This window comes from Nitrobacter sp. TKz-YC01, from assembly GCF_047824785.1.
Taxonomy (GTDB): Bacteria; Pseudomonadota; Alphaproteobacteria; order Rhizobiales; family Xanthobacteraceae; genus Nitrobacter.
Map to the genome: position 1 here is coordinate 2,557,868 of NZ_CP181167.1, position 23,602 is coordinate 2,581,469.

At 62.7% G+C, this 23,602-nt stretch carries 25 protein-coding genes and 1 riboswitch; of the genes, 13 read left to right on the forward strand and 12 right to left on the reverse strand.

Features of this window, described 5'->3' with window-relative positions; genetic code table 11:
* From ACMYR2_RS12205 to ACMYR2_RS12215, 3 genes are all read right to left on the reverse strand, one after another.
* A complete protein-coding gene (locus ACMYR2_RS12205) occupies positions 1-807 on the reverse strand; it encodes a xanthine dehydrogenase family protein subunit M (RefSeq protein ID WP_347264491.1) in 807 nt (268 codons plus the stop codon).
* A gap of 41 nt (positions 808-848) precedes the next feature.
* Positions 849-1,334: a (2Fe-2S)-binding protein gene (locus ACMYR2_RS12210; RefSeq protein WP_347264490.1), complete on the reverse strand. Its 486-nt coding sequence runs from the start codon at positions 1,332-1,334 to the stop codon at positions 849-851.
* 235 nt (positions 1,335-1,569) lie between these two features.
* On the reverse strand, positions 1,570-2,016 hold the full coding sequence (locus ACMYR2_RS12215) for a carbon monoxide dehydrogenase subunit G (protein ID WP_347264503.1): 447 nt from the start codon (positions 2,014-2,016) through the stop codon (positions 1,570-1,572).
* A gap of 138 nt (positions 2,017-2,154) precedes the next feature.
* Between ACMYR2_RS12215 and pcaD the strand changes: the two genes are divergently transcribed.
* The gene (gene pcaD / locus ACMYR2_RS12220; RefSeq protein ID WP_416193006.1) at positions 2,155-2,937 is read left to right on the forward strand and encodes a 3-oxoadipate enol-lactonase; all 783 of its coding nucleotides are present in this window, start codon (positions 2,155-2,157) and stop codon (positions 2,935-2,937) included.
* Between the two features lie 23 nt (positions 2,938-2,960).
* Here the strand turns inward: pcaD and ACMYR2_RS12225 are convergent, their stop codons facing one another.
* Positions 2,961-3,488 carry a hypothetical protein gene (locus tag ACMYR2_RS12225; RefSeq protein WP_416193007.1) on the reverse strand — a complete coding sequence of 176 codons (528 nt, stop codon included), beginning with the start codon at positions 3,486-3,488 and terminating at the stop codon, positions 2,961-2,963.
* A 397-nt stretch (positions 3,489-3,885) separates the two neighbouring features.
* On the opposite strand from ACMYR2_RS12225, the gene ACMYR2_RS12230 reads away from it, so the two are divergent.
* The 5 genes from ACMYR2_RS12230 (at position 3,886) to ACMYR2_RS12250 (ending at position 9,194) form a co-directional block, all read left to right on the forward strand.
* Positions 3,886-4,800 (forward strand): ABC transporter permease subunit, encoded by a 915-nt coding sequence (locus ACMYR2_RS12230; protein ID WP_416193008.1) that lies wholly within the window; start codon positions 3,886-3,888, stop codon positions 4,798-4,800.
* A 10-nt stretch (positions 4,801-4,810) separates the two neighbouring features.
* On the forward strand, positions 4,811-6,196 hold the full coding sequence (gene livM / locus ACMYR2_RS12235; protein WP_347263237.1) for a high-affinity branched-chain amino acid ABC transporter permease LivM: 1,386 nt from the start codon (positions 4,811-4,813) through the stop codon (positions 6,194-6,196).
* On the forward strand, positions 6,193-7,029 hold the full coding sequence (locus tag ACMYR2_RS12240) for an ABC transporter ATP-binding protein (protein ID WP_347263238.1): 837 nt from the start codon (positions 6,193-6,195) through the stop codon (positions 7,027-7,029). The genes livM and ACMYR2_RS12240 overlap by 4 nt, the downstream gene beginning before the upstream one ends.
* On the forward strand, positions 7,026-7,769 hold the full coding sequence (locus tag ACMYR2_RS12245) for an ABC transporter ATP-binding protein (RefSeq protein WP_347263239.1): 744 nt from the start codon (positions 7,026-7,028) through the stop codon (positions 7,767-7,769). The genes ACMYR2_RS12240 and ACMYR2_RS12245 overlap by 4 nt, the downstream gene beginning before the upstream one ends.
* A 309-nt stretch (positions 7,770-8,078) precedes the next feature.
* Positions 8,079-9,194, forward strand: coding sequence for a branched-chain amino acid ABC transporter substrate-binding protein (locus tag ACMYR2_RS12250; RefSeq protein WP_347263240.1), 1,116 nt, complete (start codon positions 8,079-8,081; stop codon positions 9,192-9,194).
* Between the two features lie 101 nt (positions 9,195-9,295).
* Here ACMYR2_RS12250 and ACMYR2_RS12255 read toward each other — a convergent pair whose 3' ends face one another.
* Positions 9,296-10,030 carry a cytochrome c biogenesis CcdA family protein gene (locus ACMYR2_RS12255; RefSeq protein ID WP_347263241.1) on the reverse strand — a complete coding sequence of 245 codons (735 nt, stop codon included), beginning with the start codon at positions 10,028-10,030 and terminating at the stop codon, positions 9,296-9,298.
* 150 nt (positions 10,031-10,180) lie between these two features.
* Between ACMYR2_RS12255 and ACMYR2_RS12260 the strand changes: the two genes are divergently transcribed.
* Both ACMYR2_RS12260 and ACMYR2_RS12265 read left to right on the forward strand, forming a co-directional pair.
* Complete coding sequence (locus ACMYR2_RS12260) at positions 10,181-11,179, forward strand: P1 family peptidase (protein WP_347263242.1); 999 nt, start codon at positions 10,181-10,183, stop codon at positions 11,177-11,179.
* 183 nt (positions 11,180-11,362) lie between these two features.
* Positions 11,363-11,620, forward strand: coding sequence for a hypothetical protein (locus ACMYR2_RS12265; protein ID WP_416193009.1), 258 nt, complete (start codon positions 11,363-11,365; stop codon positions 11,618-11,620).
* A gap of 203 nt (positions 11,621-11,823) precedes the next feature.
* Here the strand turns inward: ACMYR2_RS12265 and ACMYR2_RS12270 are convergent, their stop codons facing one another.
* On the reverse strand, positions 11,824-12,123 hold the full coding sequence (locus ACMYR2_RS12270) for a hypothetical protein (protein WP_416193010.1): 300 nt from the start codon (positions 12,121-12,123) through the stop codon (positions 11,824-11,826).
* A 168-nt stretch (positions 12,124-12,291) separates the two neighbouring features.
* Between ACMYR2_RS12270 and ACMYR2_RS12275 the strand changes: the two genes are divergently transcribed.
* Positions 12,292-13,427 (forward strand): IS3 family transposase gene (locus ACMYR2_RS12275; RefSeq protein WP_416192834.1). Its coding sequence is split into 2 segments (ribosomal slippage): positions 12,292-12,562 and positions 12,562-13,427, totalling 1,137 coding nucleotides; the frame shifts between segments, so codons are not numbered across the junction.
* 58 nt (positions 13,428-13,485) lie between these two features.
* Here ACMYR2_RS12275 and ACMYR2_RS12280 read toward each other — a convergent pair.
* Positions 13,486-14,292, reverse strand: a complete 807-nt coding sequence (locus tag ACMYR2_RS12280) for a hypothetical protein (RefSeq protein ID WP_416193011.1) — start codon at positions 14,290-14,292, stop codon at positions 13,486-13,488.
* A 219-nt stretch (positions 14,293-14,511) separates the two neighbouring features.
* On the opposite strand from ACMYR2_RS12280, the gene rpe reads away from it, so the two are divergent.
* Together rpe and ACMYR2_RS12290 are read left to right on the forward strand one after the other, a co-directional pair.
* Positions 14,512-15,213 carry a ribulose-phosphate 3-epimerase gene (gene rpe, locus ACMYR2_RS12285; protein WP_347263245.1) on the forward strand — a complete coding sequence of 234 codons (702 nt, stop codon included), beginning with the start codon at positions 14,512-14,514 and terminating at the stop codon, positions 15,211-15,213.
* 175 nt (positions 15,214-15,388) lie between these two features.
* Positions 15,389-15,604, forward strand: a riboswitch (cobalamin riboswitch).
* A gap of 110 nt (positions 15,605-15,714) precedes the next feature.
* The gene (locus ACMYR2_RS12290; RefSeq protein ID WP_416193012.1) at positions 15,715-17,793 is read left to right on the forward strand and encodes a TonB-dependent receptor plug domain-containing protein; all 2,079 of its coding nucleotides are present in this window, start codon (positions 15,715-15,717) and stop codon (positions 17,791-17,793) included.
* Positions 17,794-17,853: 60 nt separating this feature from the next.
* On the opposite strand, the gene ACMYR2_RS12295 is transcribed toward ACMYR2_RS12290, so the two are convergent.
* Positions 17,854-18,447, reverse strand: a complete 594-nt coding sequence (locus ACMYR2_RS12295; RefSeq protein ID WP_347263247.1) for a peptidoglycan-binding domain-containing protein — start codon at positions 18,445-18,447, stop codon at positions 17,854-17,856.
* Positions 18,440-20,257 carry a PAS domain-containing sensor histidine kinase gene (locus ACMYR2_RS12300; protein ID WP_416194091.1) on the reverse strand — a complete coding sequence of 606 codons (1,818 nt, stop codon included), beginning with the start codon at positions 20,255-20,257 and terminating at the stop codon, positions 18,440-18,442. Before ACMYR2_RS12300 ends, ACMYR2_RS12295 begins: the two co-directional genes overlap by 8 nt.
* A gap of 422 nt (positions 20,258-20,679) precedes the next feature.
* Here ACMYR2_RS12300 and ACMYR2_RS12305 point away from each other — a divergent pair, with 422 nt between their 5' ends.
* Together ACMYR2_RS12305 and ACMYR2_RS12310 are read left to right on the forward strand one after the other, a co-directional pair.
* The gene (locus tag ACMYR2_RS12305; protein ID WP_347263248.1) at positions 20,680-21,096 is read left to right on the forward strand and encodes a DUF5330 domain-containing protein; all 417 of its coding nucleotides are present in this window, start codon (positions 20,680-20,682) and stop codon (positions 21,094-21,096) included.
* Positions 21,097-21,172: 76 nt separating this feature from the next.
* Positions 21,173-21,601 (forward strand): SufE family protein, encoded by a 429-nt coding sequence (locus tag ACMYR2_RS12310; RefSeq protein WP_347263249.1) that lies wholly within the window; start codon positions 21,173-21,175, stop codon positions 21,599-21,601.
* A gap of 273 nt (positions 21,602-21,874) precedes the next feature.
* On the opposite strand, the gene ACMYR2_RS12315 is transcribed toward ACMYR2_RS12310, so the two are convergent.
* The 3 genes from ACMYR2_RS12315 to ACMYR2_RS12325 form a co-directional block, all read right to left on the reverse strand.
* The gene (locus ACMYR2_RS12315) at positions 21,875-22,498 is read right to left on the reverse strand and encodes a DUF6456 domain-containing protein (protein ID WP_347263250.1); all 624 of its coding nucleotides are present in this window, start codon (positions 22,496-22,498) and stop codon (positions 21,875-21,877) included.
* Positions 22,485-22,868: a helix-turn-helix domain-containing protein gene (locus ACMYR2_RS12320; RefSeq protein ID WP_347263251.1), complete on the reverse strand. Its 384-nt coding sequence runs from the start codon at positions 22,866-22,868 to the stop codon at positions 22,485-22,487. The genes ACMYR2_RS12315 and ACMYR2_RS12320 overlap by 14 nt, the downstream gene beginning before the upstream one ends.
* A gap of 146 nt (positions 22,869-23,014) precedes the next feature.
* The gene (locus tag ACMYR2_RS12325; protein WP_347263252.1) at positions 23,015-23,428 is read right to left on the reverse strand and encodes a MucR family transcriptional regulator; all 414 of its coding nucleotides are present in this window, start codon (positions 23,426-23,428) and stop codon (positions 23,015-23,017) included.
* Between the last annotated feature and the right edge of the window lie 174 nt (positions 23,429-23,602).

Here is a 23,602-nt window from a genome sequence, read left to right on the forward strand (position 1 = left end):
TCATGCCCTGTCGTTCGCTGCATCAACGGCGCGGCGCGCAAGCACCCCGATCAGATGCGCGCGATATTCCGCGCTGCCGTGCAGGTCGCTGTTGAGGCCATCGGCGGGAACACTCAGCCCCTCAAGCGATTCCGACGTGAAACTTGTTTTCAGAGCCTCCTCGAACGCCGCCACGCGGAACACGCCGTCGGCCCCTGCGCCGATGACGGCGACACGGACATCCGACGGCAGCCGGACAACGAACACGCCTACCAGCGCGTAGCGCGAGGCCTGGTTGCGAAACTTCTGATAGGCGGCCTGCTTCGGCAGCGGAAACATCACCTGGGTGATGATCTCATCCGCCTCCAGCGCGGTGGAGAACATTCCCTGGAAATAGTCATCTGATTCCAGACGGCGCTTGCTGGTGACGATGGTGGCGCCGAGCGCCAGACACGCCGCCGGATAATCGGCGGTGGGATCGTTGTTGGCCAGCGAGCCGCCGATGGTGCCCTTGTGGCGCACGGCGGGATCTCCGATCATCGCCGCGAGTTCGGCGAGCGCCGGGATGGCCTCGCCCACAATCGGGGAGTCGGCGACATCGGCGTGCGTCGCGGTTGCGCCAATCGCCAGCAGGCCTTCCCTCATCTCGATGCTATCGAGCCCTTCGATATGAGAAAGATCGATCAGGTGCGCGGGGCTCGCAAGCCGCTGCTTCATGACCGGCACCAGCGTGTGCCCGCCCGCGATCAGCATGGCGTCCTCGTTCCCGGCCAGCAGGTTGGCGGCCTGCTGCAAGGTCTCCGGCCGGTGATACTTGAATTCGTACATGGCTCAGGTTCCCTGGCGTCGTCCCGCGGTGCTGCCCAATCTCACGCGAGATCGGATTTGGCCATCGCCGTCGCGCCGGCCGCAATCGATGCGACGATATTCTGATAGCCGGTGCAGCGGCAGAGATTGCCCTCCAGTTCCTCGCGAATGGTACGCTCGTCGAGATCGTGGCCCTTGCGGCGAACCATATCGATCGCGCTCATGATCATGCCGGGCGTGCAGAAGCCGCACTGCAGGCCATGGTGCTCACGAAACGCCTCCTGCATCGGATGCAATGGGGCGCCGTCGGCTGCAAGACCTTCGATGGTCTGGATCGCGTGTCCGTCGGCCATCACCGCCAGCACGGTGCATGACTTCACCGCCTTCCCGTCGAGATGCACGATGCAGGCGCCGCACTGCGAGGTGTCACATCCAACATGGGTGCCGGTGAGGCGCAGGTTTTCGCGCAGGAATTGCACCAGCAACGTGCGGGGATCGATGTCGGCGGTGGTCGGTTCGCCGTTCACGAGCAGCGAAATCTTGGCCATTGGCGCTCTCTACGGTCGCACGTCGAAATGATCGCGCTTTATAGCACGACATGACCTACCCTAGAGCCTTTTCGCTTCTGATGGAATCAGAAGCGAGGCTCTATGATTTTGATTTCACGCGTTTTCTTCATGCGAACCGGTGTCCACTCGCTTGAAAACGCTCTAGTAACGGGTTCATGCGGGCAGCGCCGGCAGCGCCGAAGGGATCGTCGATGGGTCTACCCCCGCATCGCGCTTATCCCTCAACGGCTTTGGCGAACTTCGCGAAGAATTCACCGGCCAGCTTCCTGGCCGTACCGCTGATCAGCCTTTGCCCCAGTTGTGCCAGCCTGCCGCCGATCTGCGCCGCGGCTTCGTACTTCAGAAGAGTGCCGCCATGATGATCGAGCAGCACCACGGTTGATTCGCCCTTCGCGAATCCGGCCACGCCGCCTTCCCCCTCGGCTGCGATCCTGTATCCGTTCGGCGGGTCGATATCGCTGAGCGTCACCCTGGCCTTGAAGCGGGCGGATACCGGACCGATTTTCAATCTGGCGACAGCCCGAAACTGGTTCTCGTCGGTCCTGATGAATTCCTCGCAACCGGGAATGCAGCTTTTCAAGACTTCGGGGTCGTTGAGCCGGGCCCATACAAGATCGCGGGAGGCTGCGAGTTCGACCTCGCCGTTCACTGTCATCGCCATGAGCTTGCCCTCCTGGTCGGCGGTCACGCTGTTCCGAAAGCGCCCACCCTTGACGTAGAGGACGACGGTCGCAAAAGAAAGAGACGGCGGTGGAATCGCTCCCGTTTCAAACGTTTGAGGCTGGCAGGAGAAACGACAATGCCCATGATCGATGCGGACGGCTGCCTGCTGAATGTTTCCGTCGAGGGGCGCGACGGCGGCCCAACGCTGATGCTGTCGAACGCGCTCGGCTGCACGCTGCAGATGTGGGAGCCGCAGATGGCGACACTGTCCAAGCTGTTCCGGATCATCCGCTATGACCGGCGCGGCCACGGCAAGTCCGGCGTGCCGCCCGGTCCCTATTCAATGGAGCGCTTTGGCCGGGACGTGCTGGCGATTCTCGATGACCTCAACATTGCGAAGACGCATTGGTGCGGATTGTCGATGGGCGGCATGGTCGGCCAATGGCTCGGAGCCCATGCGCCGGAACGTTTCGACCGCATCATTCTCGCCAACACGAATTGCTACTATCCCGATCCGGCCAACTGGCACGCCCGCATCAAGACCGTGAAGGAAGGCGGCCTCGCCGCGATCGCCGAGACTGTGATCAGCGGCTGGCTGACCTCCGGCTTTCGCGAGCGCGAACCTCAGATCACCGCGAAGATCAAAGCCATGCTGAGCGCTTCCCCGGTGGAAGGCTACATCGCCTGCTGCGAGGCGCTGAGCACCCTGGATCAGCGCGAGCTGCTGCCCCGCATCAAAAGCCCTACGCTGGTCATCGCCGGACGGCACGACCAGTCGACGCCTGTCGCGGCCGGAGAATACATCCGCAGCCGGATTCCCTCCGCCAGCATGACCATTCTCGATGCCGCGCATATCTCCAACGTCGAACAATCACATGCCTTCACCGAGGCGGTGACCGGATTTCTGATGCAGCAGTAGCGGCCAAGGAACGATGTGATCGTTCAGGAACTGGAACCGGTGAAAGGCTGGACGTTCGGCTGCGAAGGCCACGGCCGCGCCTGCGGCTGGTCGCGCTGGAACGGCGGCTCGGTCGCCATCAGGATCGCGCCGCCAAGCAGCAATAGCAGTTCGGTCGCATGCAGGCGCAACGCGGCCATCTCGCCGACCTGTGACGCCATCACCATGCTGGCGAAGGTGATGAGGCTGCCGATGCCCAGCGCCAGCGCCAGCGCCTCGTCGAAGCTGCCTGACTTCCGGACCGAAGCGCGCGTGGTCATCACCAGGAACACCGCGAAGAACACGACGACCGTCATCTTGCCGAGCGCCAGAAGCCACGCAAAACGCACAAGGTCCATCGCCACGACATGCAGATGGTCGCTGAGAAACAACGCAACCGACACATTGGCCAGATCGTAAAGCCCATGCACCGGCGACGCCACGATCTTGAATGCGACGAAGGTCCAGACCGGAATGAAATAGAGCGCCAGCAACGCTCCGTTGACGGTGCTGATGCGCCAGGAACTGGTCATGCGCCATCCCCGCTTTCGCGTGGCCGCCGTGTCGAGAGCCGGCGCGGCCTTGGAGGTGATTCTTGGAGGTGATTAACGCCGGGTAAACGCGAAGGCGCAAAGGAAACCCTTTGTTAACCTTAACAGGGCCTGCCGGCCTGTGGACAACGCCGGCGCGCGGAAGGCACCAGTCCGGCTGCTCCCGGGCGAAATGACCGCAGCCAGCAAGACCCGGAGCGGGCAGAGACGGCGAAATGCACAGCCAATGCACCCTGCCGGCCAGCGCGGCTGAATGGCTGCGGTTGCCGCACGCGGTCGCCACTGTTAGACATTGATTCAAGACGCGCCGGTCGGTTTCGGGAGCCCGTCACCGCGTTTGATACAGGTCGCATTCGAGATACGCAGATTACGGCGGCGCATGGACTATTTTGCCCAGCAACTGATCAACGGCGTCGTGCTCGGCTCGATCTACGGGCTGATCGCGATCGGCTATACGATGGTTTACGGCATCGTCGGCATGATCAATTTCGCTCACGGCGACATCTTCATGATCGGCGGTTTCATCGCGTTGATCACCTTCCTGATCCTGGTGTCGATGGGCCTCTCCGCCGTGCCGCTGCTGCTGCTCGTCATGCTCATCGTTTCAATGGCCGTCACCGCCGTTTACGGCTGGGTTGTCGAGCGCATCGCCTACAGGCCGCTGCGCCAGTCATTTCGACTCGCGCCGCTGCTGTCGGCGATCGGCATGTCGTTCGTGCTCATGAATTTTTCGCAGGTTTCCCAGGGCGCGCAGGTCAAGCCGATCCCGCCGCTCATCACCGGCGGACACACGCTGCACGACTCCGGAAACTTCGCGATCCAACTCTCCAATATCCAGATCATGGTGGTGGTCACCACCATCGTGCTGCTCGCGATATTCAGCTACATCGTATCGCGTACGCGCTTTGGCCGCGATATGCGCGCCTGCGAGCAGGATCAGACCATGGCGGCGCTGCTTGGCGTGAACGTCGATCGCACCATCTCGATGACCTTCGTGATCGGCGCATCGCTCGCCGCCGTCGCCGGAATGATGTACCTGCTGTATTATGGCCTGGTCGATTTCTTCATGGGCTTCGTGGCCGGCATCAAGGCGTTCACGGCCGCGGTTCTCGGCGGCATAGGCTCGCTGCCCGGTGCGATGCTCGGCGGCCTTGCGATCGGATTGATCGAGACGTTCTGGTCGGCTTACTTTTCGATCGAGTATAAGGATGTCGCGGCCTTCTCGATCCTGATCGTCGTGCTGATCTTCATGCCGACCGGCCTGCTTGGCCGTCCCGAAGTCGAAAAAGTCTGACGGTCCGGACGTGACAGCGCCCGCTTCGAGCCAACAAACCGCCACGCGCGATCGTGGCGTCGCGTCCATCATCACGAACGCCGTCGTGAGCGCGCTGCTGGCGCTGGTGCTGTTCTCGCTCATGATCGGCATCCGGACCGAAACCGGCCCAACCGGACAGTTGACCTACTGGACCCGGTTCGGCGAACTTGCGGCCGTAGTCGGCGCGGTATTCATCGGCAGCATCATCGTCGAAACAATCAGGCGCTGGACCGGCCCCGTCGGCAGCGTCGAACTGCCGGATACAATGCGCCGTGCATTCTCGATGCTGGGCCGCCTGCTGATACCCGCGCTCCTGATTTTCGCCCTGCTGGTGCCGGTCGTTTTCTACAATCAGCGCTACCTGCTCGACCTTGGGATTCTGGTGCTGACCTATGTGATGCTGGGCTGGGGTCTCAACATCGTGGTCGGTCTCGCCGGACTTCTCGACCTCGGCTACGTGGCGTTCTATGCCGTCGGCGCGTACTCCTACGCGCTGCTGGCGCAGAGCGGGCTACCGTTTCCGTATTTCACCGAGACCTATCCCTACGTCGCGATCGACTTCCTGCAACTCGGCTCGTGGACGTTCTGGGCGCTGTTGCCGGTCTCCGGCCTGCTGGCCGCATTCTGGGGGGTGCTGCTCGGCTTCCCGGTGTTGCGGCTTCGCGGCGACTATCTCGCGATCGTCACGCTCGCGTTCGGCGAGATCATCCGGCTTGTCATCCTCAACTGGCAGGATCTCACCGGCGGGCCGAACGGGATCAGCGGCATCCCGCGCCCCACCGTGTTCGGCATTCCGCTCACGCCGGGCGAAGATGGCTTCGCGGCGCTGATCGGCGTGCCGTTCTCGCCGACGCATCGCCTCGTCTTTTTGTTCTATGTCATCCTGGCGCTGGCGCTGCTGACGAACTGGGTCACCATCCGCCTGCGGCGGCTGCCGATCGGCCGCGCCTGGGAAGCGATGCGCGAGGATGAGGTGGCCTGCCGGGCGCTCGGCATCAACATCACCACAACGAAACTCTCGGCCTTCGCGATAGGAGCGATGTTCGGCGGCTTCGCGGGCGCGTTCTTCGCGACCCGGCAGGGCTTCATCAGCCCTGAGTCCTTCACCTTTCAGGAATCGGCGCTGGTGCTCGCCATCGTCGTTCTGGGCGGCATGGGCTCGCAACTCGGCGTGGCGCTTGCCGCAATCGCAATGATCGGGGGATTCGAGTTGTTCCGCGGCCTTGACCAGTTTCGCATGCTGGTGTTCGGCGGCGTCATGGTGCTGCTGATGATCTGGCGGCCGCGCGGTCTCGTCAGCCATCGCGCTCCCACCGTGTTCCTGCAAAAACAGACGGAGATATCGTCGTCGCTGGTCAAGGAAGGCCGCGGATGACGACGCCTGCTCCCATTCTCGCCGTCGATGGATTGACGATGCGCTTCGGAGGCATCCTCGCCATTAACGAACTGTCGTTCACCGCGCAGCGCCGTCACATCACCGCGCTGATCGGGCCGAACGGCGCCGGCAAGACCACGGTCTTCAACTGTGTCACCGGGTTCTATCGGCCCTCGCGAGGCGCGATGCGCCTGGTGCACGACGACGGCTCGACCTTCCGGCTCGATCGCCTGCGCGATTTCCGTATCTGCAAATACGCCAAGGTGGCGCGGACCTTCCAGAACATCCGCCTGTTTCCCGGCATGACGGCGCTGGAGAACCTGATGGTCGCGCAGCACAATGCCTTGATGCGCGCGTCCGGCTTCGGCCTGCTCGGCCTGATCGGCGCTCCGTCGTTCCGGGCCGCGGAGCAGCAGGCGATCGACTCCGCGCGCGACTGGCTCGACCGCATCGGCCTGCTGCAACGCGCGGATGACGCCGCCGGCAATCTCCCCTACGGCGACCAGCGCCGCCTGGAGATCGCGCGCGCGATGTGCGCGCAGCCGGCGCTGCTCTGCCTTGATGAGCCGGCCGCGGGACTGAATGCCAACGAGAGCGCCGGTCTGAGCGAACTGTTGCTGTCGATCCGCAGCGACTTCGGCACGTCGATCCTTTTGATCGAGCACGACATGAGCGTGGTGATGGAAATTTCCGACCACATCATTGTGCTCGACCACGGCGTCAAGATCGCCGACGGCACGCCGCGCGCGGTGCGCGACGATCCGAAGGTCGTCGCTGCCTATCTCGGCGCCGACGAGGACACCGCCGCCGCCGTGATGGAGGGCGACGTATGAGCCCCGGCGCAACGCCCCTGCTCGCCATTCGCGGGCTGCGCGCCGCCTATGGCAAGATCGAAGCCCTGAAAGGCATCGATCTCGATATCCAGGCCGGCGAGATCGTCGCGTTGATCGGCGCCAACGGCGCCGGAAAATCGACCTTGATGATGACCATTTTCGGCCGCCCCCACGCTCGCGCCGGCCAGATCCTGTTCGACGGCGAGGACATCAGCTCGATGCCGACGCACGAGGTGTCGCGGCTGCGCATCGCGCAGTCCCCGGAGGGACGGCGCATTTTCCCGCGCATGACCGTGGCGGAGAACCTGCAGATGGGCGCGGACGCCACGCCCGGCAGCAAGGCCGAGCGAGCCGCCAGCCTGGACCGCGTGCTGAAATTATTCCCGCGCCTGCAGGAGCGCATGACGCAGCGGGGCGGCACGCTGTCCGGCGGCGAGCAGCAGATGCTGGCGATCGGCCGCGCGCTGATGAGCCGGCCGCGCCTGTTGTTGCTGGATGAACCTTCGCTTGGTCTTGCGCCGCTGATCACCCGACAGATTTTCAGCGCCATCCGCACGTTGAACCGCGAGGACCATCTCACGGTGCTGATCGTCGAGCAGAACGCCAATCACGCCCTCCGCCTCGCCCATCGCGGCTATGTGATGGTCAACGGGCTGATTACGATGAGCGGCGACGGCATGGACCTGCTGCAACGCCCCGAGATTCGCGCCGCCTATCTCGAAGGCGGCCGCCACGCCTGAGGTGAGCCCTGCTCGCGGGCGATGGCGCGAATGCCGGATCCGTTTCCCAAAGCCTTTCGCTTCTGATAAAATCAGAAGCGGGCTTTATGATTTTGATTTGACGCGTTTTCTTCACGCGAACCGGTGTCCATCCTCGGGCCAAGCCCGAGGACATGCTTCGCTCGAAAACGCTCCAAGCCGGCGTGATCAGTGCGGGCGCCGGATGAAACGGCGCTCGAAAATTTGTCCATGACACCGGCGGCAAATCATCGGACAATGCCTGCAATGTCAAACATGGTAACCTGCCCTACCTCCGCGAGGCTCGCTCGAATGAAATCATTGAAGCTGATCGGTCTGACTCTTTGCGCCTCTCTGGCGCTTTCGGCCACGACCTTCGCCCAGGATATCACCGTCGCGGTGGCTGGCCCGATGACGGGCAGCGAGTCCGCTTTCGGCCGCCAGTTGCATAACGGCGCCGAACAGTTCGTCGCCGATGCCAATGATGCGGGCGGCGTGCTCAACAAGAAGCTGAAGCTGTTCGTCGGCGACGATGCCTGCGACCCGAAGCAAGCGCGCTCCATTGCTGAACGAATCTCAAGCCGGGGCATTCCGCTCGTCGCCGGACACTTCTGCTCGTCGTCATCCATTCCGGCTTCCGAAGCCTACGCCGACGGCAATACGCTGCAAATCACCCCGGCCACCACCAACCCGCTGTTCACGGAACGCAAGCTATGGAACGTGCTGCGCGTCTGCGGCCGCGACGACCAGCAGGGCATGGTCGCCGCCGAATACATCGTCAAGAATTTCAAGGGCAAGAACGTCGCCATCCTCAACGACAAGACTACTTACGGCAAGGGTCTCGCCGACGAGACCAAGAAGGCGCTGAACAAGGCCGGATTCCAGGAGAAAATGTTCGAGTCCTACAACAAGGGCGACAAGGACTTTAACTCCATCGTCTCGCGCCTGAAGCGCGACAACATCGATCTGGTATTCATCGGGGGCTATTATCAGGAGGCCGGACTGATCCTGCGCCAGATGCGCGATCAGGGACTCAAGACCATCCTGATGGCGGGCGATGCGCTGAACGACAAGAAGTTTGCCTCCATCACCGGCCCGCTCGCCGAAGGTACGCTGTTCACCTTCGGTCCCGATCCCCGCAACAAGCCGACCGCCAGGGCGATCGTGGAGAAATTCAAGGCCAGAGGCATCGATCCGGAAGGTTACACGCTCTACACCTATGCGGCGATGCAGGTGTGGGCACAGGCCGCCGCGAAAGCGGGCACGACGGATCCGATGAAGGTGATGAAAGCCATCAAGGCGGGCGCGTGGGATACCGTCCTCGGCATGCTGGAATTCGATGCGAAAGGTGACATCAAGCAGATCGACTATGTCATCTACAAGTGGGACGACAAGGGCAATTATGCCGAGATCGACCCCACCCTCTGAGCCACGGCATTTCTCTCAAAGACTTGTCTTCTCAAATCTTGGCATCGTTCCCGCGAAAGCAGGGATGACCGTGCGCCGGTCTGAGAATAAACCGCAACGCCTCATCCGAAGTTCTGCAACGCCGGAAAGGTCTCCAGCAGCCAGATGCTGACGTTGGAGATCGTTCCGGTGAGGAATGCTACTCCGGTCAGCACCATCAGCACGCCGATTCCGCGCTCTATTTTGGTGAGGTGACGTTTCAGCCGGTTGAGCAGCGAGGAAAACCTTTCAATCATGAGCGCCGCCAGCAGAAACGGAATGCCGAGCCCGGCTGAATACACCGCAAGCAAACCGGCTCCCTTTACGACGGTGTCCTCCGCCGCCGCCACCGACAGGATCGCCGCCAGGATCGGCCCGATGCACGGCGTCCACCCGAACGCGAAAGCGAGCCCCATCACATAGGCGCCCCATAACCCGACCGGCTTCGGGGCCGTGAGGCGTCCTTCGCGCATCAGGAAGCCGATTCGCGTCAGCCCGAGAAAATGCAGGCCCATGATAATGATGACGATGCCGGCGACGATCGACAACTGCGCCGACCAGGCCCGGATAAAGCTGCCGACGAAGCTCGCGCTGGCGCCGAGCGCGACGAAAACCGTGGAAAAGCCGAACACAAACATCAAGGCGGCGAGCATCACGGCCCGCTTCGAGGTCTTGGCTGTCTCGTCGTGAGAGACGTGTTCGATGGTGGCGCCCGTGAGATAGATCAGGTAGGGCGGCACCAGCGGAAGGACGCAGGGCGACAGGAAACTGACAAGGCCCGCGACCATGGCGGCAGGAACGGAAACGTCGTGAATCATGCGGCTACTTGCCCTGCCATCGCCCGGTGATGCAAGAGCCTCGGTTCCCTCCGCGACATTTGTGATCAGACGTGATCGATTGACCCGCCCTCGCGACTGCCCTCATCTGACAGCAGCCGCTTTCCACCCGCCCGCGAACGAGACTGAACCATGAAAAACCTCCTCACCGACATTTCCGGGGTCCGGGTCGGCCATGCCGACGACGCCCGGCTGGCGTCAGGCGTGACAGCGGTGCTTTTCGACGCCCCCGTGGTGGCGGCGATGGACGTGCGCGGCGGAGGGCCGGGCACCCGCGACAGCGCCCTGCTCGATCCGGTCAACACGGTGGAGCGGATCGACGCTCTCACCTTGTCAGGCGGCTCAGCTTTCGGAATCGAGTCGGGCGGCGGCGTTCAGGCCTGGCTCGCCGAACAGGGGCGAGGCTTTGCGATCGGCGACGCGACCGTCCCCATCGTGCCCGGCGCGGTCGTGTTCGATCTCCTGAACGGCGGCGACAAAAAATGGGGTCGTTTCGCGCCTTATCGCGATCTTGGCTACGCCGCCGCAGCAGCGGCGGGAGACGATTTCGCGCTCGGCAGCACCGGCGCCGGACTCGGCGCGACCACCGCCAACCTGAAGGGCGGCATCGGCTCCGCTTCAGCGGCCACGCCGAGGGGGGTACAGGTGGCGGCGCTCGCCGTGGTGAACGCGGTCGGCAGCGTCACAGTTGGAGACGGTCCCTGGTTCTGGGCGGCGCCATTTGAATCAGGCGACGAATACGGCGGACGCGGGTTGCCGCCGTCATTCACGCCGGAGATGCTCGCGATACGATTGAAGGGCGGCGCGACAGCGAATGCCGGCGAGAACACCACGCTCGCCATCGTCGTCACCGATGCCGCGCTCACCAAGCCGCAGGCAAGGCGGCTCGCGATGATGGCGCAAACCGGTTTCGCGCGCGCGATCTATCCGGTTCACGCTCCGCTGGACGGCGATATCGTGTTCGCTGCCGCTACCGGAGCCAAGCCCGTCGATCCGTTCGTCGAATTGACCGAACTCGGAATGATCGCAGCCAATACGATAGCTCGCGCGATCGCGCGTGGCGTCTATGAAGCAAAAGCACTTCCGTTTCCGGATGCATTGCCTGCATGGAAGGAACGGTTTGCGCGCTGACCCCTCAACCGGAGCGTACAGGTTTTTCCCAAGGGAACGGTATATATTTCAAGTATAATCAGTGTATATACTTGGATTATCTCGGGTATTTAAGGTTAGTTTACAGTACAACTTGAAGTAGCCGTTTGACCGGCGGATGCTCTCCTCGTGCGCAACGTCGCGCATCCAACAAGGAGAACCGTCATGAAGAAAATTCTCGTTCTCGCCGCAGTCGCCAGCGCGTTCATGAGCGCGCCGGCTTTCGCCAACAAGGGCCAGGGCATCGGTATCGGAGCCAACGTGCTGACCGGCCGCGGCGGCGTGGTCGGGCTGCTCAACGGACGCGGCGCACTCGTCGTCAACACCGCGGTCACCACTGGCAAAAACGGCGTGCTTGGCGCGGTCCTGGGCCGCAGCCTTGGTTCGGGCGGACTGCTTGGCGGCGGATGCGGCTGCCACTAGAGCATGATCCCGAAAAGTGGAAACCGGTTTTCGGAGAAGATCATGCTCAAACAAAAAGATAAGCGACGAGTCTGATTCAGCGCAGTTGAAAAAGACTCTAGCCAGAGCGTTTTCAAGCGAAGCGGAAACCGGCTCGCGTGAAGAAAACGCGACAACACAAAAACATTGGGCCCGCTTCTGATTTGATCAGACGCGGAAAGGCTCTAGGACGATGGAAGGCGGACGGGGCATCCCCGTCCGCACGACGCCGGTCCGGCGGCCGCGCCTTTGTTCGAGTTCGGCGGGGTCCCGGAGAAGCGCTTCGTGATCGACGACATCACAACGAGCCCGTTCAATTGATCGCCCGAAATCAGCAAACTCCTTGCATAGGCGACATCGATACTGACGCTCAGGTCGTGGTCAAAGTCGCGGATCGCACCGACACCGCAGGTGACAGTGCGCGCTCGAAAATTCGAATCCAGATACTCGGAAATCGCATATCCCACTGAGGCCGCCAGCGTCACCTTCGGCTCCCAATTCCACGAGACTCTCCCCGAATATGCCGTGTCGATGGTGATCGGCGAAATGGGAAACGTGGTTTCACTCGCGCGCCGCCATGCCGTCAGTGAGGTGGTGCCGGTTTCTGAGACAGGGGCATAAGGTGGATCGCCCGATGAAAAGGACGATCCGGTATGAAGACACGCAGACGATTTACGGCTGAGTTCAAGGCCAAGGTTGCGCTTGAGGCGATCCGTGGCGAGCGGACGATTTCGGAACTGGCGACAAAGCACCAGCTTCATCCGAACCAGATTACGCAGTGGAAACGGCAGGCCATCGAGAACCTGGCCAAGACGTTCGACGACAAGGCTGCTGATGCGCAGGTCGGCCGGGAAGCCGAGGTGACCAAGCTGCACGCCAAGATTGGCCAGCTTGTCGTTGAGCGGGATTTTTTGGCCAAGGCCTTCGATCGCTGAGCCTGGATCGGAGGAGAATGATGATTGACCCCGATCACAACCGGCTCTCGATCCGCCGCCAGTGCGAACTGGTCTCGATCTCGCGGGCGTCGTTCTACCGACAGCCCGCCGGCGAGACGCCCGAGAACCTCGAACTGATGCGCACCATCGACGAGGCCTTCATGGAGACGCCCTGGTATGGCTCCCGGCAGATGGCCCGGCATCTGCGGCGTCAGGGCTGGTGCGTGGGTCGCAAGCGGGTCCGGCGGCTGATGCGCAAGATCGGTCTGTCGCCGATCTACCAGGCGCCGAGAACCAGCGAGCCGCATCCGCAGCATCGCATCTATCCCTACCTGCTGCGGCACCTGGCGATCGAGCGGCCGGATCACGTTTGGTGTGCCGATGTGACCTATATCCCGATGCGGCGCGGCTTCCTTTACCTCGTGGCCATCATGGACTGGTTCAGCCGCAAGGTCCTGGCCTGGCGGTTGTCGAACACGATGGATGCCGACTTCTGTGTTGCCGCTCTCGAAGAGGCGATCGCCTGCCATGGCAGGCCCGACATCTTCAACACCGACCAAGGCTCGCAGTTCACTAGCTTCGCCTTCACGACGACGCTGAAGGATGCCGGCATCCGCATCTCCATGGACGGGCGCGGCCGCTGGATGGACAACGTCTTCATCGAACGACTGTGGCGCAGCCTCAAATATGAGTGCGTCTTCCTCAGCACATTCGAAACGGGAAGCCAAGCCCGCTGCGGCATCGGCTCCTGGATAGACTATTACAACCGGCGACGCCCGCACTCGACCTTCGCCGGCAGGACGCCCGACGAAGTCCATGCTATGGCGGAAATGACGGAGCAATTGGCGGCGTAGAAACGAACCCGATCCACCTTAGCCAGGCCGCCAAACTGTCTCACCAAGCGGGTCCACCTCACAGATCAATTCCAAAAGGCGCGGCGCGCCAACTTAAACTCGCATCGAACAGAATTCGATCGACATTGGTGAAATCGGGATCGTGCCACGTCCCGTATAGCCGTGAGACGGAGCCAAAGGCGGTCACGGCATCGCCGCCATACTTGGCGAAAAGAAACGGCTGCACCCTTTCATTGTCGCGGCGATAGCCGAACACATCGAACTCTTGCAGGTAGCGCCGCGCCGACAGGTTCACGGACGCGCCGACTTCGAACTTTCCGCTGACGAGACTCACGCCGGGGATCAGCGTGCCCCGCAGATGTTGCTGCGGATCGGGGAGAAAATCCTGAAAGATCGCGTTGGCCTGATTCAGGCTCGTCCGGCCTCCCTCCGCGGTGGCGAACAGCTTGATCGGCCCCCGCCTGGATTCAGCCCTGACCGATTGGATCAATTCGGACGATCGCAGGGTGTAGCTGCTGATGTCGGCAATGGTCGACGTGGAATCCAGCCTCAGATCGTCATCACCGATCGAGCCGCGCAGGATCACCTTGCCGCCGCGCGTGGGTGTTATCCGCGGCTGCGCGTAGTGCATTGCGGTCGCTTCCGCCGCGACACCCAGCGTGTAGCCGTCGGCCTTCATGCCCGCGGCCAACGCCGTGTCGGCGGCGACGAACAGGCTGCCGCCGCCCTGACCGATCGCCAGCAGCGGATTGGTATCGAATCCGCCGCGCAGCCGGAACGAAGCGGTGAAGTCGCTTTCGGCGCATGCGTGGGAGCCGGCAAGGCCGAGGCAGCCGGCGAGCAGAAATACTTTCGGTATATGCATACGGCCCCGTATTACTTCGAAACAAGGACCGGATACTTGGGGTGCATGGTTATTGGATCATGAAAATCGACGCCGAACGCGCAATGATGCGGATGCGGCGAACCCAAGATTACCGCCAATAAACACCACCGCCCGAAAAGACGGCCGCGCATTGCCCCCGGGCGCGGCCCATGTTACGCGGGGCTCTCTCAAGCTCCGCTGAAACTTCCGGAAACGTTCATGTCCCAGACTTTTGCGCCGCGTCCTCTTGTCATCGCACCGTCGATCCTGGCCTCGGACTTCTCGAAGCTTGGCGAGGAGGTTCGCGCCGTCGATCAGGGGGGGGCCGAGTGGATCCACCTCGACGTGATGGACGGCCATTTCGTGCCGAACATCTCCTACGGTCCCGATGTCATCAAGGCGATGCGTCCGCACACCAAGAAAATCTTCGATGCCCATCTGATGATCTCGCCGTGCGATCCGTACCTTGAGGCTTTCGCCAAGGCCGGTTGCGACCACATCACGGTTCACGTCGAAGCGGGACCGCACCTGCATCGCTCGCTGCAGGCCATTCGCAACCTCGGCAAGAAGGCGGGAGTCACGCTCAATCCCGGAACGCCGTTGTCCACCGTCGAATACGTGCTCGACATGGTCGACCTGGTGCTGGTGATGTCGGTCAATCCCGGTTTCGGAGGCCAGAAGTTCATCTCCTCCGCGGTCGACAAGATTCGGGATTTGCGCGCGATGATCGCAGGACGGCCGATCGACATCGAGGTCGACGGCGGGGTCGGACCCGACGTTGCGGGTGATCTGGCCGCCGCCGGCGCCAATGCCTTCGTGGCGGGCTCCGCGGTGTTCAAGGGCGGCACGATGGAATCCTACAAGGCCAACATGGACGCGATCCGCAATGCCGCCGCCGCCGCGCGCGGCGAACTGGTCTGACGCAGACGCGGGCGCCGGCTGCTTACAGTTCCGTCAGGCCGCAGGCGTTTTCTTCACGCGAACCGGTGTCCACTTCGCTCGAAAACGCTCTTGTTGCTCCTGCTGCGGATATGCAACGCCACGGGGAAAAGCCGGAACCCGATCGCCCCGTCGATTGACATCGACTTTGTTCCCCCCCAAACAGATCAGCGACGGTTCTCCCTCGGGAGATCAAAAGGGAACGTGGTGCGGGATCATCCTAACGCCGGGATCATTCCAACGCCATGGCTGCCCCCGCAACTGTAAGCGGTGAATCTGCGTCACACGCCACTGGGACATCTCGGCCCCCGGGAAGGCGACGTCAGGTAACGACCCGCGAGCCAGGAGACCTGCCGTCAACCCGTGGTCACACGCGAAGATGTCGGTCGGGGACTACAGACATCCGCTTCATCGGCGCCGGCACAGGCTCCCGTGAAACCTCGTTCGCTGTGACGTGCCACTGACGTCCAGCCGAGGTTTGTCATGTCCGCCTCCTTCGTGCCCGGGGCTTATCGCAGAAGCCTGCTTGCCTCCGCCCTCCTCGCCTCGCTGGGATCGATCGGCCTGAATACGCCGTCGGCCGCGCAGCAATCCGCCTCTCCCAACCTGCTGCCTCCGATCCGGATCGCGCCGCCCCCGGATCGAGCGACAGCGCCCGCGCACCGCGCGACTTCACGATCACGCCGCGTCGCCCGCCCCGCTGCCCGGCCAACTCCCGTCGCTGATACTCATGTTCCGGGCACGATGGGTTCGAGCGTGGTCAGCCCCACGGGAGTGGTGACGCCCGCGGGCCAATTGGCCAGTTCCATCACCGTCGTCACCGAGCAGGATATTCAGACCCAGCAACACCGCAGCGTACCGGATATTCTCAGGACCGCTCCCGGCCTGAACGTGTTGCAGGCCGGCGGACCGGGCGCCCAGACCTCGATCTTCATGCGAGGCACCAACGCCAACCACACCAAGGTGATCCTCGACGGAATCGACATCGGCGATCCCGCCAACTCCAACGGCGCGTTCGACTATGCGCATCTTCTCACGGCGGACATCCAGCAGATGGAAATCCTCCGGGGTCCGCAGAGCGGACTTTACGGCTCCGACGCGATCGGCGGCGTCATCTCCATCATCACGAAAAAGGGCGAAGGTCCGCCGCGAGTCACCGGCTCGCTCGAGTCGGGCTCGTTCAAGACGTTCAACCAGACGCTCGGAGTGAGCGGCGCCGAACGGAACGTCAACTACGCGGTCAACGTCGCCCATCTCCATGCCGGAGACGTTCCGGTCACGCCGCCGGAGCTTCTCCCGCCCGGGCGGCAGGCGATCGGGAACAACTATGACAACATGACCTATTCGACCAAACTCGGCGTCGATCTCAATGAGTACCTGACCGTCAATTCGGTGGTCCGCTATACCGACTCGACGCTGTTGTTCACGGGCGACGGCGGATTTCCAAGCGCTCCCAACGCCAGCCAGAGCACGCACGCCGTCCAGCAACTCTTCAACCGCCAGGAGGCCGTATGGTCGCTGTTCGACAGGCGCGTCCAGAGCTTCTTCGGTCTCAATTTCACGAACAGCAGAGCCTACGACATAGGCCCCGGAGATGCGGCTGGAGCGATCACCACGGGCGAGCGCCTCAAGTTCGACTGGCGCACCGTGGCCGAGATTACGCGCGACAACCACCTGATCGTCGGCGCCGAGCATCAGACCGATCGCATGGATACAGCCGATTTTGCCGCCAGGAACGGCAACAAGGCCGGTTTCGTCCAGTTGCAATCGGCTTTCGCGGACCGCTTTTTCCTCGTGGCCAACGTCCGTCAGGATTCCAACGACCTGTTCGGCGGCCGCATGACCTACCGAATCGCGCCGGCGGTCATTGTCCCCGTCACGGAAACCAAGCTGAAAGCGAGCTATGGCACGGGATTCAAGGCGCCCTCGCTGAGCCAGTTGTTCCGGGATTATCCGACCTTCAATTTCTTCGCCAATCCCAACCTGCAACGGGAAGACAGCCGTGGCTACGACGCCGGTTTCGAGCAGCCTTTGTTCAACGATCGCGTGCGGTTCGGCTCGACCTACTTCCGAAACGATATCACCAACCTGATCGACTACAATGCCACGTTCACATCGCTAGTGAACGTGAACGCCGCGACCACCGAAGGCACCGAGACTTTCGTTGCGGCACAGATCACCGAACGTTTCGGAATCCGCGCGGATTACACCTTCATCCGTGCCGTCAATGCCGCCACCGGCATGCAGCTTCTGCGCCGGCCCAAGGAAAAGTGGAGCGCGACCGCGACCTGGCTTCCGCTCGATGCGTTGACGTTGTCGGCGACCCTGGTCCGCGTCAACGACTGGCTCGACGTCACCCGCGACGGGATGGCATCCGGAATCACCGCGCCCGGCTATACGCTGGTGAATTTGCGCGGCGACTACGCACTCAATGATCAGATCAAGGTATTCGGGCGGATCGATAACCTCCTGGACTTCCGCTACCAGAATCCGACCGGATTCCTCGCGCCGGGTCTCGCGGTTTTCGGCGGCATCCGGGTGGCCAGTTACGGGGTGCGATAGTTTTCGATGGCTATTATAGCGTTTTCGAGCGAAGTGGAATCCGGTTCGCGTGAAAACGCTCTAATCGATCGGCCGCCCGGTCAGGGCAGCAAGCTCGCGTATGAGGCGATCCGACATCTGGCCGGTCACAGGCATCCGGCGCGCCTGCTCGAATTTCCGGATCGCGGCCTGGGTTTCGGTCCCGACCGTTCCTGTCGGCTTCATTTGACCATAGCCGTATTCCGTCAACGCCCGCTGCACGGCGGCGATGCGGCGATTTGCATTGATGATGTCAGCAACGGGATCGGTATGCGGCCCAGCCTGCTTGACGGGATTGGCGGACGCATCCGCCGCGCTCGCGCGAGATTCCCCCCGTCCCGCTTCATCCGCCTCGACCGGTCGAGGCCGCGGCAACGGATTGCCCTGCTGAACCGGAGAAATCGCGACGGCCGATCCGAACATCGGCGACGGATGATGGCCGGCCTGCATGAACATGGCGTTGGCGATGATCGCGCCGGCGGCGGCAAAAGCCAGCCCCCCCGCGACCATGTCTTTCGGGCTGTGCGTGAGAATGCGCATCGCCAGACCACGCTCCTCGTCAGCCTCGCTGTTTCTGGTTGCCACGCTGCGGCGGCGCGGCCGCCTCCCATCTTCTCCAACAACTTTTCTAGGCACTCTTCCTCACCCGATAACCCTGGTCCTGCTTGCCGGAGCGCGAGGCCGGCGTCAGCGTCGCGATGTTATTCGACAGCGGTTCGGCAACGGCCACAAGTGTCAGCGGCAACATGACGGTGACAGTGGTGCCCTCCTCCACCTTGCTCTGCACGTCGATCTCGCCCCGGTGCAACGCAACGAGACTCTTGACGATCGACAGTCCGAGTCCGGTCCCTTCATGGCGGCGCTGATAGGTTTTTCCGGCCTGGAAGAAAGGGTCTCCGATCCGCTTGAGATCTTCCTGCGCGATGCCGACGCCGTTGTCCACCACCCGCAGCACCATGCGCGCTCCCTCGACGCGCGCGGAGATCGTGACACGGCCGCCCCGCTCGGTGAACTTGATCGCGTTCGACACCAGGTTCAGAATGATCTGCCGGAACGCGCGCGGATCGCCGACCATCTGCGGCAGGTTCTCCGGAACGCGCGTGACCAGTTCGATGCCGTTGTCGCGCGCCTTGAGCGCGAGCAGATTGCTGCCGCTGAGCAGCACCTCGCGCGGCGCGAACGGCTCGGGCAAGATCTCGAAACTTCCGGATTCCATTTTCGACATGTCGAGAATGCTGTTGACCACCGATAACAGATGCTGGCCGGAATCGTTGATGAGCTGGGCATACTCCTTGCGGCGCGTGGCATCGAGCGGCAGGGTCGCCTCCTGAACGATCATCTCCGAGAATCCGATGATCGCATTGAGCGGCGTTCGCAGTTCGTGGCTCATGGTCGCGAGGAACCGCGTCTTGGCGGCGTCAGCGCGCTCGGCCGCGGTGCACGCCAGATCCAGCGCGTGCTCCTGCTGCTTCCGGTCGGTAACGTCCCGCATCACCGCGACCACTTCCGGCTCGGCCGGAGAGGACGTCTCAAGCGGCTGACAGCGCATCTCCACCCATATGAAATTCCCGGAAACGTGCGCCTCGAATTGTGTATCGGACGCGGCGTCGCGCCTGAGCCTGAATTCGACGCTCTGGGCGCCCTTGCCCAGCGCAACCGCCGCGAGCGTGGTGAGATAGGCCGGGCGATCCGCAACGTGAACCCGGTCGAACAGACCATGGCCCCGCAACTCCGACACCGGCACGCCGAGCAGAGATTCCGCGGCCGGCGAAATGAACTGCACCGCGCCATTGCGCCTGTGGCGCGAAATCACGTCGCACATGTGGCGCGCCAGCAGGCGATAGCGATCTTCCTCGACGTTCAGCAGCGAGGCGCTGGTGCGCATCAAGGTCTCGCTGCCGAACGCGACGCCGGCAGCATAGATCATCGCGGACGCAATGCCGAACGCCATGAAAACGTCATGCGCCGCCGCGCCGGCATCGGGCGGCAGAACATCAAGATAACTCATCGCGATCAACGCGAGCAGGCACGCCGCCGCAAGCATCGAGGCGAAAGCGACGACGCGGCGGGATGCGGACAGCGCCGCCTCCAGCGGAATCACGACGAGCCACACGGCAGCGAAGGATCCAACGCCGCCGGTCGGAATCGCGATCATCATGACGAGACCGCCGAGCGCGATCGACGACAGCATGTGCGCGCTCTCGTAGCGGCCGGTCCGCGACAGAAAATAGGACAGCAGAATCGGCACGACGAGCCAGGCGAACGCCGTCACTTCCAGCGCCGACGGCGCACCGCGGACAGCCAGATATACCGGAAACGCCGCAAGCGCGGCCAGGCTCCCGAGCAGCCGTGGCGCCATGAAAGTTCGATGCCGCGCCCGCGTCAACGCGTCGTATCGCGCCGACGGATGCAGCAACGCGTCGAGACGGTCCTTGATGATGCTCAATGCGGTCACGTCGCCTGCGCTTCAGCTTACGTCGTATTCGACGTGCCGGAACGCCCCCATTTTGTGGGTCCAACGTGTCAGAGCGAACTTAAGCGAACGCTAAGGCGCACCTCACTTCGTCGCGAAACGGCACGCGCGGATGGCTCTTTGTCGCCTCGCAACGCCTTCTTCGGCGCGGATGGTGAACGCAAGGTTTCCGTCATCTCGTACCAACGATGTCGAGAACCGGCGACAGCGGGCGACGGCGCGAACACGCATCAAGCAAAAATTTACGCCGAATCGAATTCGAGCGCCGTTTACGGGATTTTGTTGGCCCGAGAGCGTCGCACAAACCCGGGATTCAGGACCATTTGATACGAAAGGGAACAGATTGCGAAATTCAACGCAACGCGACGAAGATCAAAGACGCATGGGGACGCGACATGTTTTTCCTGCTTCGCATGGCATTCTGGCTCGGGCTCGTGCTCGTGCTGCTGCCGAGGGATGAGGCGCCCGAGGCCAACAAAGCTCCCCGGATCGGAGCTTCCGAGGCTGTCTCGGCCGCCACGGCCGCCGTATCCGACATGACTCAATTCTGCACGCGGCAGCCCGCCGCCTGCGAAGTCGGCGGCCAGGCGGCGGCCGTCATCGGCCAGCGCGCGCAAGACGGCGCCAAAAAGCTCTACCGGATCATCACCGACAAGCGCCCTCCCGACCATACCGGGTCGATTGACGCCGTCCCGGCGGCCGAAACGGCGGCTTCCGGCGATACGCAGCACGACACCCTGACGCCGGAGGATCTGCAGGCGGAATGGCGTCTCGCCCCTCCGAACGCCGTTCCGACGGAACAAATCCCGTAGATCTCCGGGACCGTATCGATTTTATCTGTCTCTGGCCCTATATTGGCCCGGTGGGACACACCATACGCGAGCCGTGATGACGATCGACGAGATCAGGGACAACTTTGAACTCCTGGAAGAGTGGGACGACCGCTACCGGTACGTCATCGAACTCGGGCGCACCCTCGAGCCGATGAGCGAGGCCGAGCACTCCGCGGCCAACAAGGTTCAGGGCTGCGCCAGTCAGGTCTGGCTGTCGCTCAAGGCCAGCCGGGGCACTGACAGCGCCCCGGTGCTGACCTATGTCGGCGACAGCGACGCGCATATCGTGCGAGGGCTGATCGCGATCCTGCTGACGCTTTATTCCGGCAGGAAACCACAGGACATTCTGGATACCGACGCCATCGCCGTCTTCGACGAACTCGGATTCCGCGAGCATCTCACGCCACAGCGTTCCAACGGCCTGCGCGCCATGGTCGAGCGCATTCGCAGGGACGCGCGCGAAGCGCTGGCCGCGGCCGCCTGAAACCGATCAGAACCGATTTCCGTTTCGCTTCCGCAATCATCCACAAGCGGAAGCAAGAGGGAATGCGAGGCGCACACGCGACAAGCAGTCCCGCCTGTTCGAACCGCCTCTAAAGCATGTTTCTTTTGGACGAACTCAACAGCCCGTCATGCCCGGCCCTGTGCCGGGCATCCACGTCTTGGAATTTCAGCGAAGGAAGAAGTAAAGACGTGGATGGCCGGGACAAGCCCGGCCATGACGGAGCAGAGTGTTTCCGTCAAAATGCAAACCGCTCTAGCCACTCGTGAACCTTGCATCGCTCGCCAGCCAGGTCCGCACATGGGCGCTGGTTTGCCCGCGCGCCTGAATGCCGTAGTGTCTGGCGAGCCTGTCCAGCGCCAGTTGCAGGACCACTTTCGCCGATCGCGAGGGCCAGCCGCGCTCACGCTCGACATCCTCAAGCCCGCGAAGAAAGCAGCAGACATCCATCAGCAGGCCGGAAAATTCCGGCCCGCACGCCTCCATCGCCAGCCGCACCCGCTGCCGCGCCGCGACGATCAGATCGGTCATCTCACAGGCGCCGGCTCCGGACCCGCGCGGGCGTCCTCCGGTCGGCGCAGACCAGTTCGAGGTCACCCGGGGCGTGAGATTCCCACGCGTAAAATCTGCGCGCAGTCTTTCGCCGGCCGCAAACTGTTCCCGGCTGATCATGGCGCGTCCGTCACGGCCCTTGCGGCGCGCCAGCCAGGCGAGAGGGCTTTCGCCGTCGTCGACCGTCACGGTCGCAACGCCCGCGTCGGTCATGATCTCGCGCTCGGCCAGCGCGAGATGCTGCGCGCGAAACCGGTCCACGATCTCGGCCGGACGCCCCTTCAGGCGACGCGACGATTGCCGGCCGCCGCGATCAGATGCCGGCATCGGACGCTCCGTCGCAGCGTTCGCCACAGACCGCGCACATCGCCTCGAGCGCCGCCAGCCGGCGATCGAGTCCGGCGTCGTCGCGACTGTCTTCGACGACGCGGCAAGCATGAGAGACCGTGGTGCGATCGCGATCGAAGACACGGCCGATCGCCTCGAAACTCAACGCGAAACCGACATGCGCGAGATACATCGCGACCTGCCGGGCATATGCGGCGCGCGGCGCGCCACGGGTCGGCGCGATCACCGCCACGGCGTCGAGTTCAAACTCCTCGGCGACCAGTCGCGCGATAGCGTGACAGATTCGCGTTGCCGAGGTTGGCGAGCGTCGGATGGACGCGGGTGAAACGGATGGATGGATCTGAAGCATGGAGCGGCCTCTCTAGGAATATAATCACACATCCTAGAGGCGATTACCTCCCCGGGGATAGCATTTTCATCAAAATTTGACAGTCGAATGCCGCGCCGGGTGACGGTTTCGGATAATAATCCTAACGTTCGGTAGCCGGCGACCCCTTATTTTCGGCGTCGGCGCTGCTGGCCCAGGCCCATGTTCTTGGCCAGTTGCGATCGCGTGACCGCGTAGTTGGGAGCCACCATGGGATAGTCCGCGGGGAGCTTCCATTTGTCCCGATACTGCTCGGGACTCATGTTGTACTGCGTCCGCAGATGGCGCTTGAGCGATTTGAAACGCTTCCCGTCCTCCAGGCAGATGAGGTAGTCAGCGGTCATCGATTTCCTGACCGGCACGGCCGGCTTGGCCGGTTCCGCCGGCAGTTCGCCGCGGCCGGAAGACACGCGCGTCAGCGCCGCATGCACCTGGTTGATAAGAGCGGGAATTTCCGAAGCGGGCGTCGCGTTGTTGCTGAGGTAGGCGGCCACGATCTCCGCCGTGAGATCGAGAAAGCTTTTACCGGCTGAATCACTCATGATTTCAATTTTCCGGATCGCAAAGCATCGACACACTCCGAATGCGATCAGAATCAGCTTTTACGCAACCTGCATGATATGAGCGGATTGCCGCGGGCATGACAAGAACGACACGGACACACACACAGAGTTTTATTTAGAGCATCGGACCCGAAAGTGGGAACCGGTTTCGGG

What these genes read in the sequence shown, in the direction of transcription:
- pcaD (WP_416193006.1), top strand. Translation starts at nt 2,155, where the DNA reads ATGCCCATGATCGATGCGGACGGCTGCCTGCTGAATGTTTCCGTCGAG.
- ACMYR2_RS12215 (WP_347264503.1), bottom strand. Translation starts at nt 2,016, where the DNA reads ATGGCGATGACAGTGAACGGCGAGGTCGAACTCGCAGCCTCCCGCGAT.
- ACMYR2_RS12305 (WP_347263248.1), top strand. Translation starts at nt 20,680, where the DNA reads ATGTTTTTCCTGCTTCGCATGGCATTCTGGCTCGGGCTCGTGCTCGTG.
- ACMYR2_RS12255 (WP_347263241.1), bottom strand. Translation starts at nt 10,030, where the DNA reads ATGATTCACGACGTTTCCGTTCCTGCCGCCATGGTCGCGGGCCTTGTC.
- rpe (WP_347263245.1), top strand. Translation starts at nt 14,512, where the DNA reads ATGTCCCAGACTTTTGCGCCGCGTCCTCTTGTCATCGCACCGTCGATC.
- ACMYR2_RS12245 (WP_347263239.1), top strand. Translation starts at nt 7,026, where the DNA reads ATGAGCCCCGGCGCAACGCCCCTGCTCGCCATTCGCGGGCTGCGCGCC.
- ACMYR2_RS12265 (WP_416193009.1), top strand. Translation starts at nt 11,363, where the DNA reads ATGAAGAAAATTCTCGTTCTCGCCGCAGTCGCCAGCGCGTTCATGAGC.
- ACMYR2_RS12250 (WP_347263240.1), top strand. Translation starts at nt 8,079, where the DNA reads ATGAAATCATTGAAGCTGATCGGTCTGACTCTTTGCGCCTCTCTGGCG.
- ACMYR2_RS12325 (WP_347263252.1), bottom strand. Translation starts at nt 23,428, where the DNA reads ATGAGTGATTCAGCCGGTAAAAGCTTTCTCGATCTCACGGCGGAGATC.
- ACMYR2_RS12230 (WP_416193008.1), top strand. Translation starts at nt 3,886, where the DNA reads ATGGACTATTTTGCCCAGCAACTGATCAACGGCGTCGTGCTCGGCTCG.
- ACMYR2_RS12290 (WP_416193012.1), top strand. Translation starts at nt 15,715, where the DNA reads ATGTCCGCCTCCTTCGTGCCCGGGGCTTATCGCAGAAGCCTGCTTGCC.
- ACMYR2_RS12240 (WP_347263238.1), top strand. Translation starts at nt 6,193, where the DNA reads ATGACGACGCCTGCTCCCATTCTCGCCGTCGATGGATTGACGATGCGC.
- ACMYR2_RS12210 (WP_347264490.1), bottom strand. Translation starts at nt 1,334, where the DNA reads ATGGCCAAGATTTCGCTGCTCGTGAACGGCGAACCGACCACCGCCGAC.
- ACMYR2_RS12280 (WP_416193011.1), bottom strand. Translation starts at nt 14,292, where the DNA reads ATGCATATACCGAAAGTATTTCTGCTCGCCGGCTGCCTCGGCCTTGCC.
- ACMYR2_RS12310 (WP_347263249.1), top strand. Translation starts at nt 21,173, where the DNA reads ATGACGATCGACGAGATCAGGGACAACTTTGAACTCCTGGAAGAGTGG.
- ACMYR2_RS12225 (WP_416193007.1), bottom strand. Translation starts at nt 3,488, where the DNA reads ATGACCAGTTCCTGGCGCATCAGCACCGTCAACGGAGCGTTGCTGGCG.
- ACMYR2_RS12260 (WP_347263242.1), top strand. Translation starts at nt 10,181, where the DNA reads ATGAAAAACCTCCTCACCGACATTTCCGGGGTCCGGGTCGGCCATGCC.
- ACMYR2_RS12320 (WP_347263251.1), bottom strand. Translation starts at nt 22,868, where the DNA reads ATGCTTCAGATCCATCCATCCGTTTCACCCGCGTCCATCCGACGCTCG.
- ACMYR2_RS12205 (WP_347264491.1), bottom strand. Translation starts at nt 807, where the DNA reads ATGTACGAATTCAAGTATCACCGGCCGGAGACCTTGCAGCAGGCCGCC.
- ACMYR2_RS12315 (WP_347263250.1), bottom strand. Translation starts at nt 22,498, where the DNA reads ATGCCGGCATCTGATCGCGGCGGCCGGCAATCGTCGCGTCGCCTGAAG.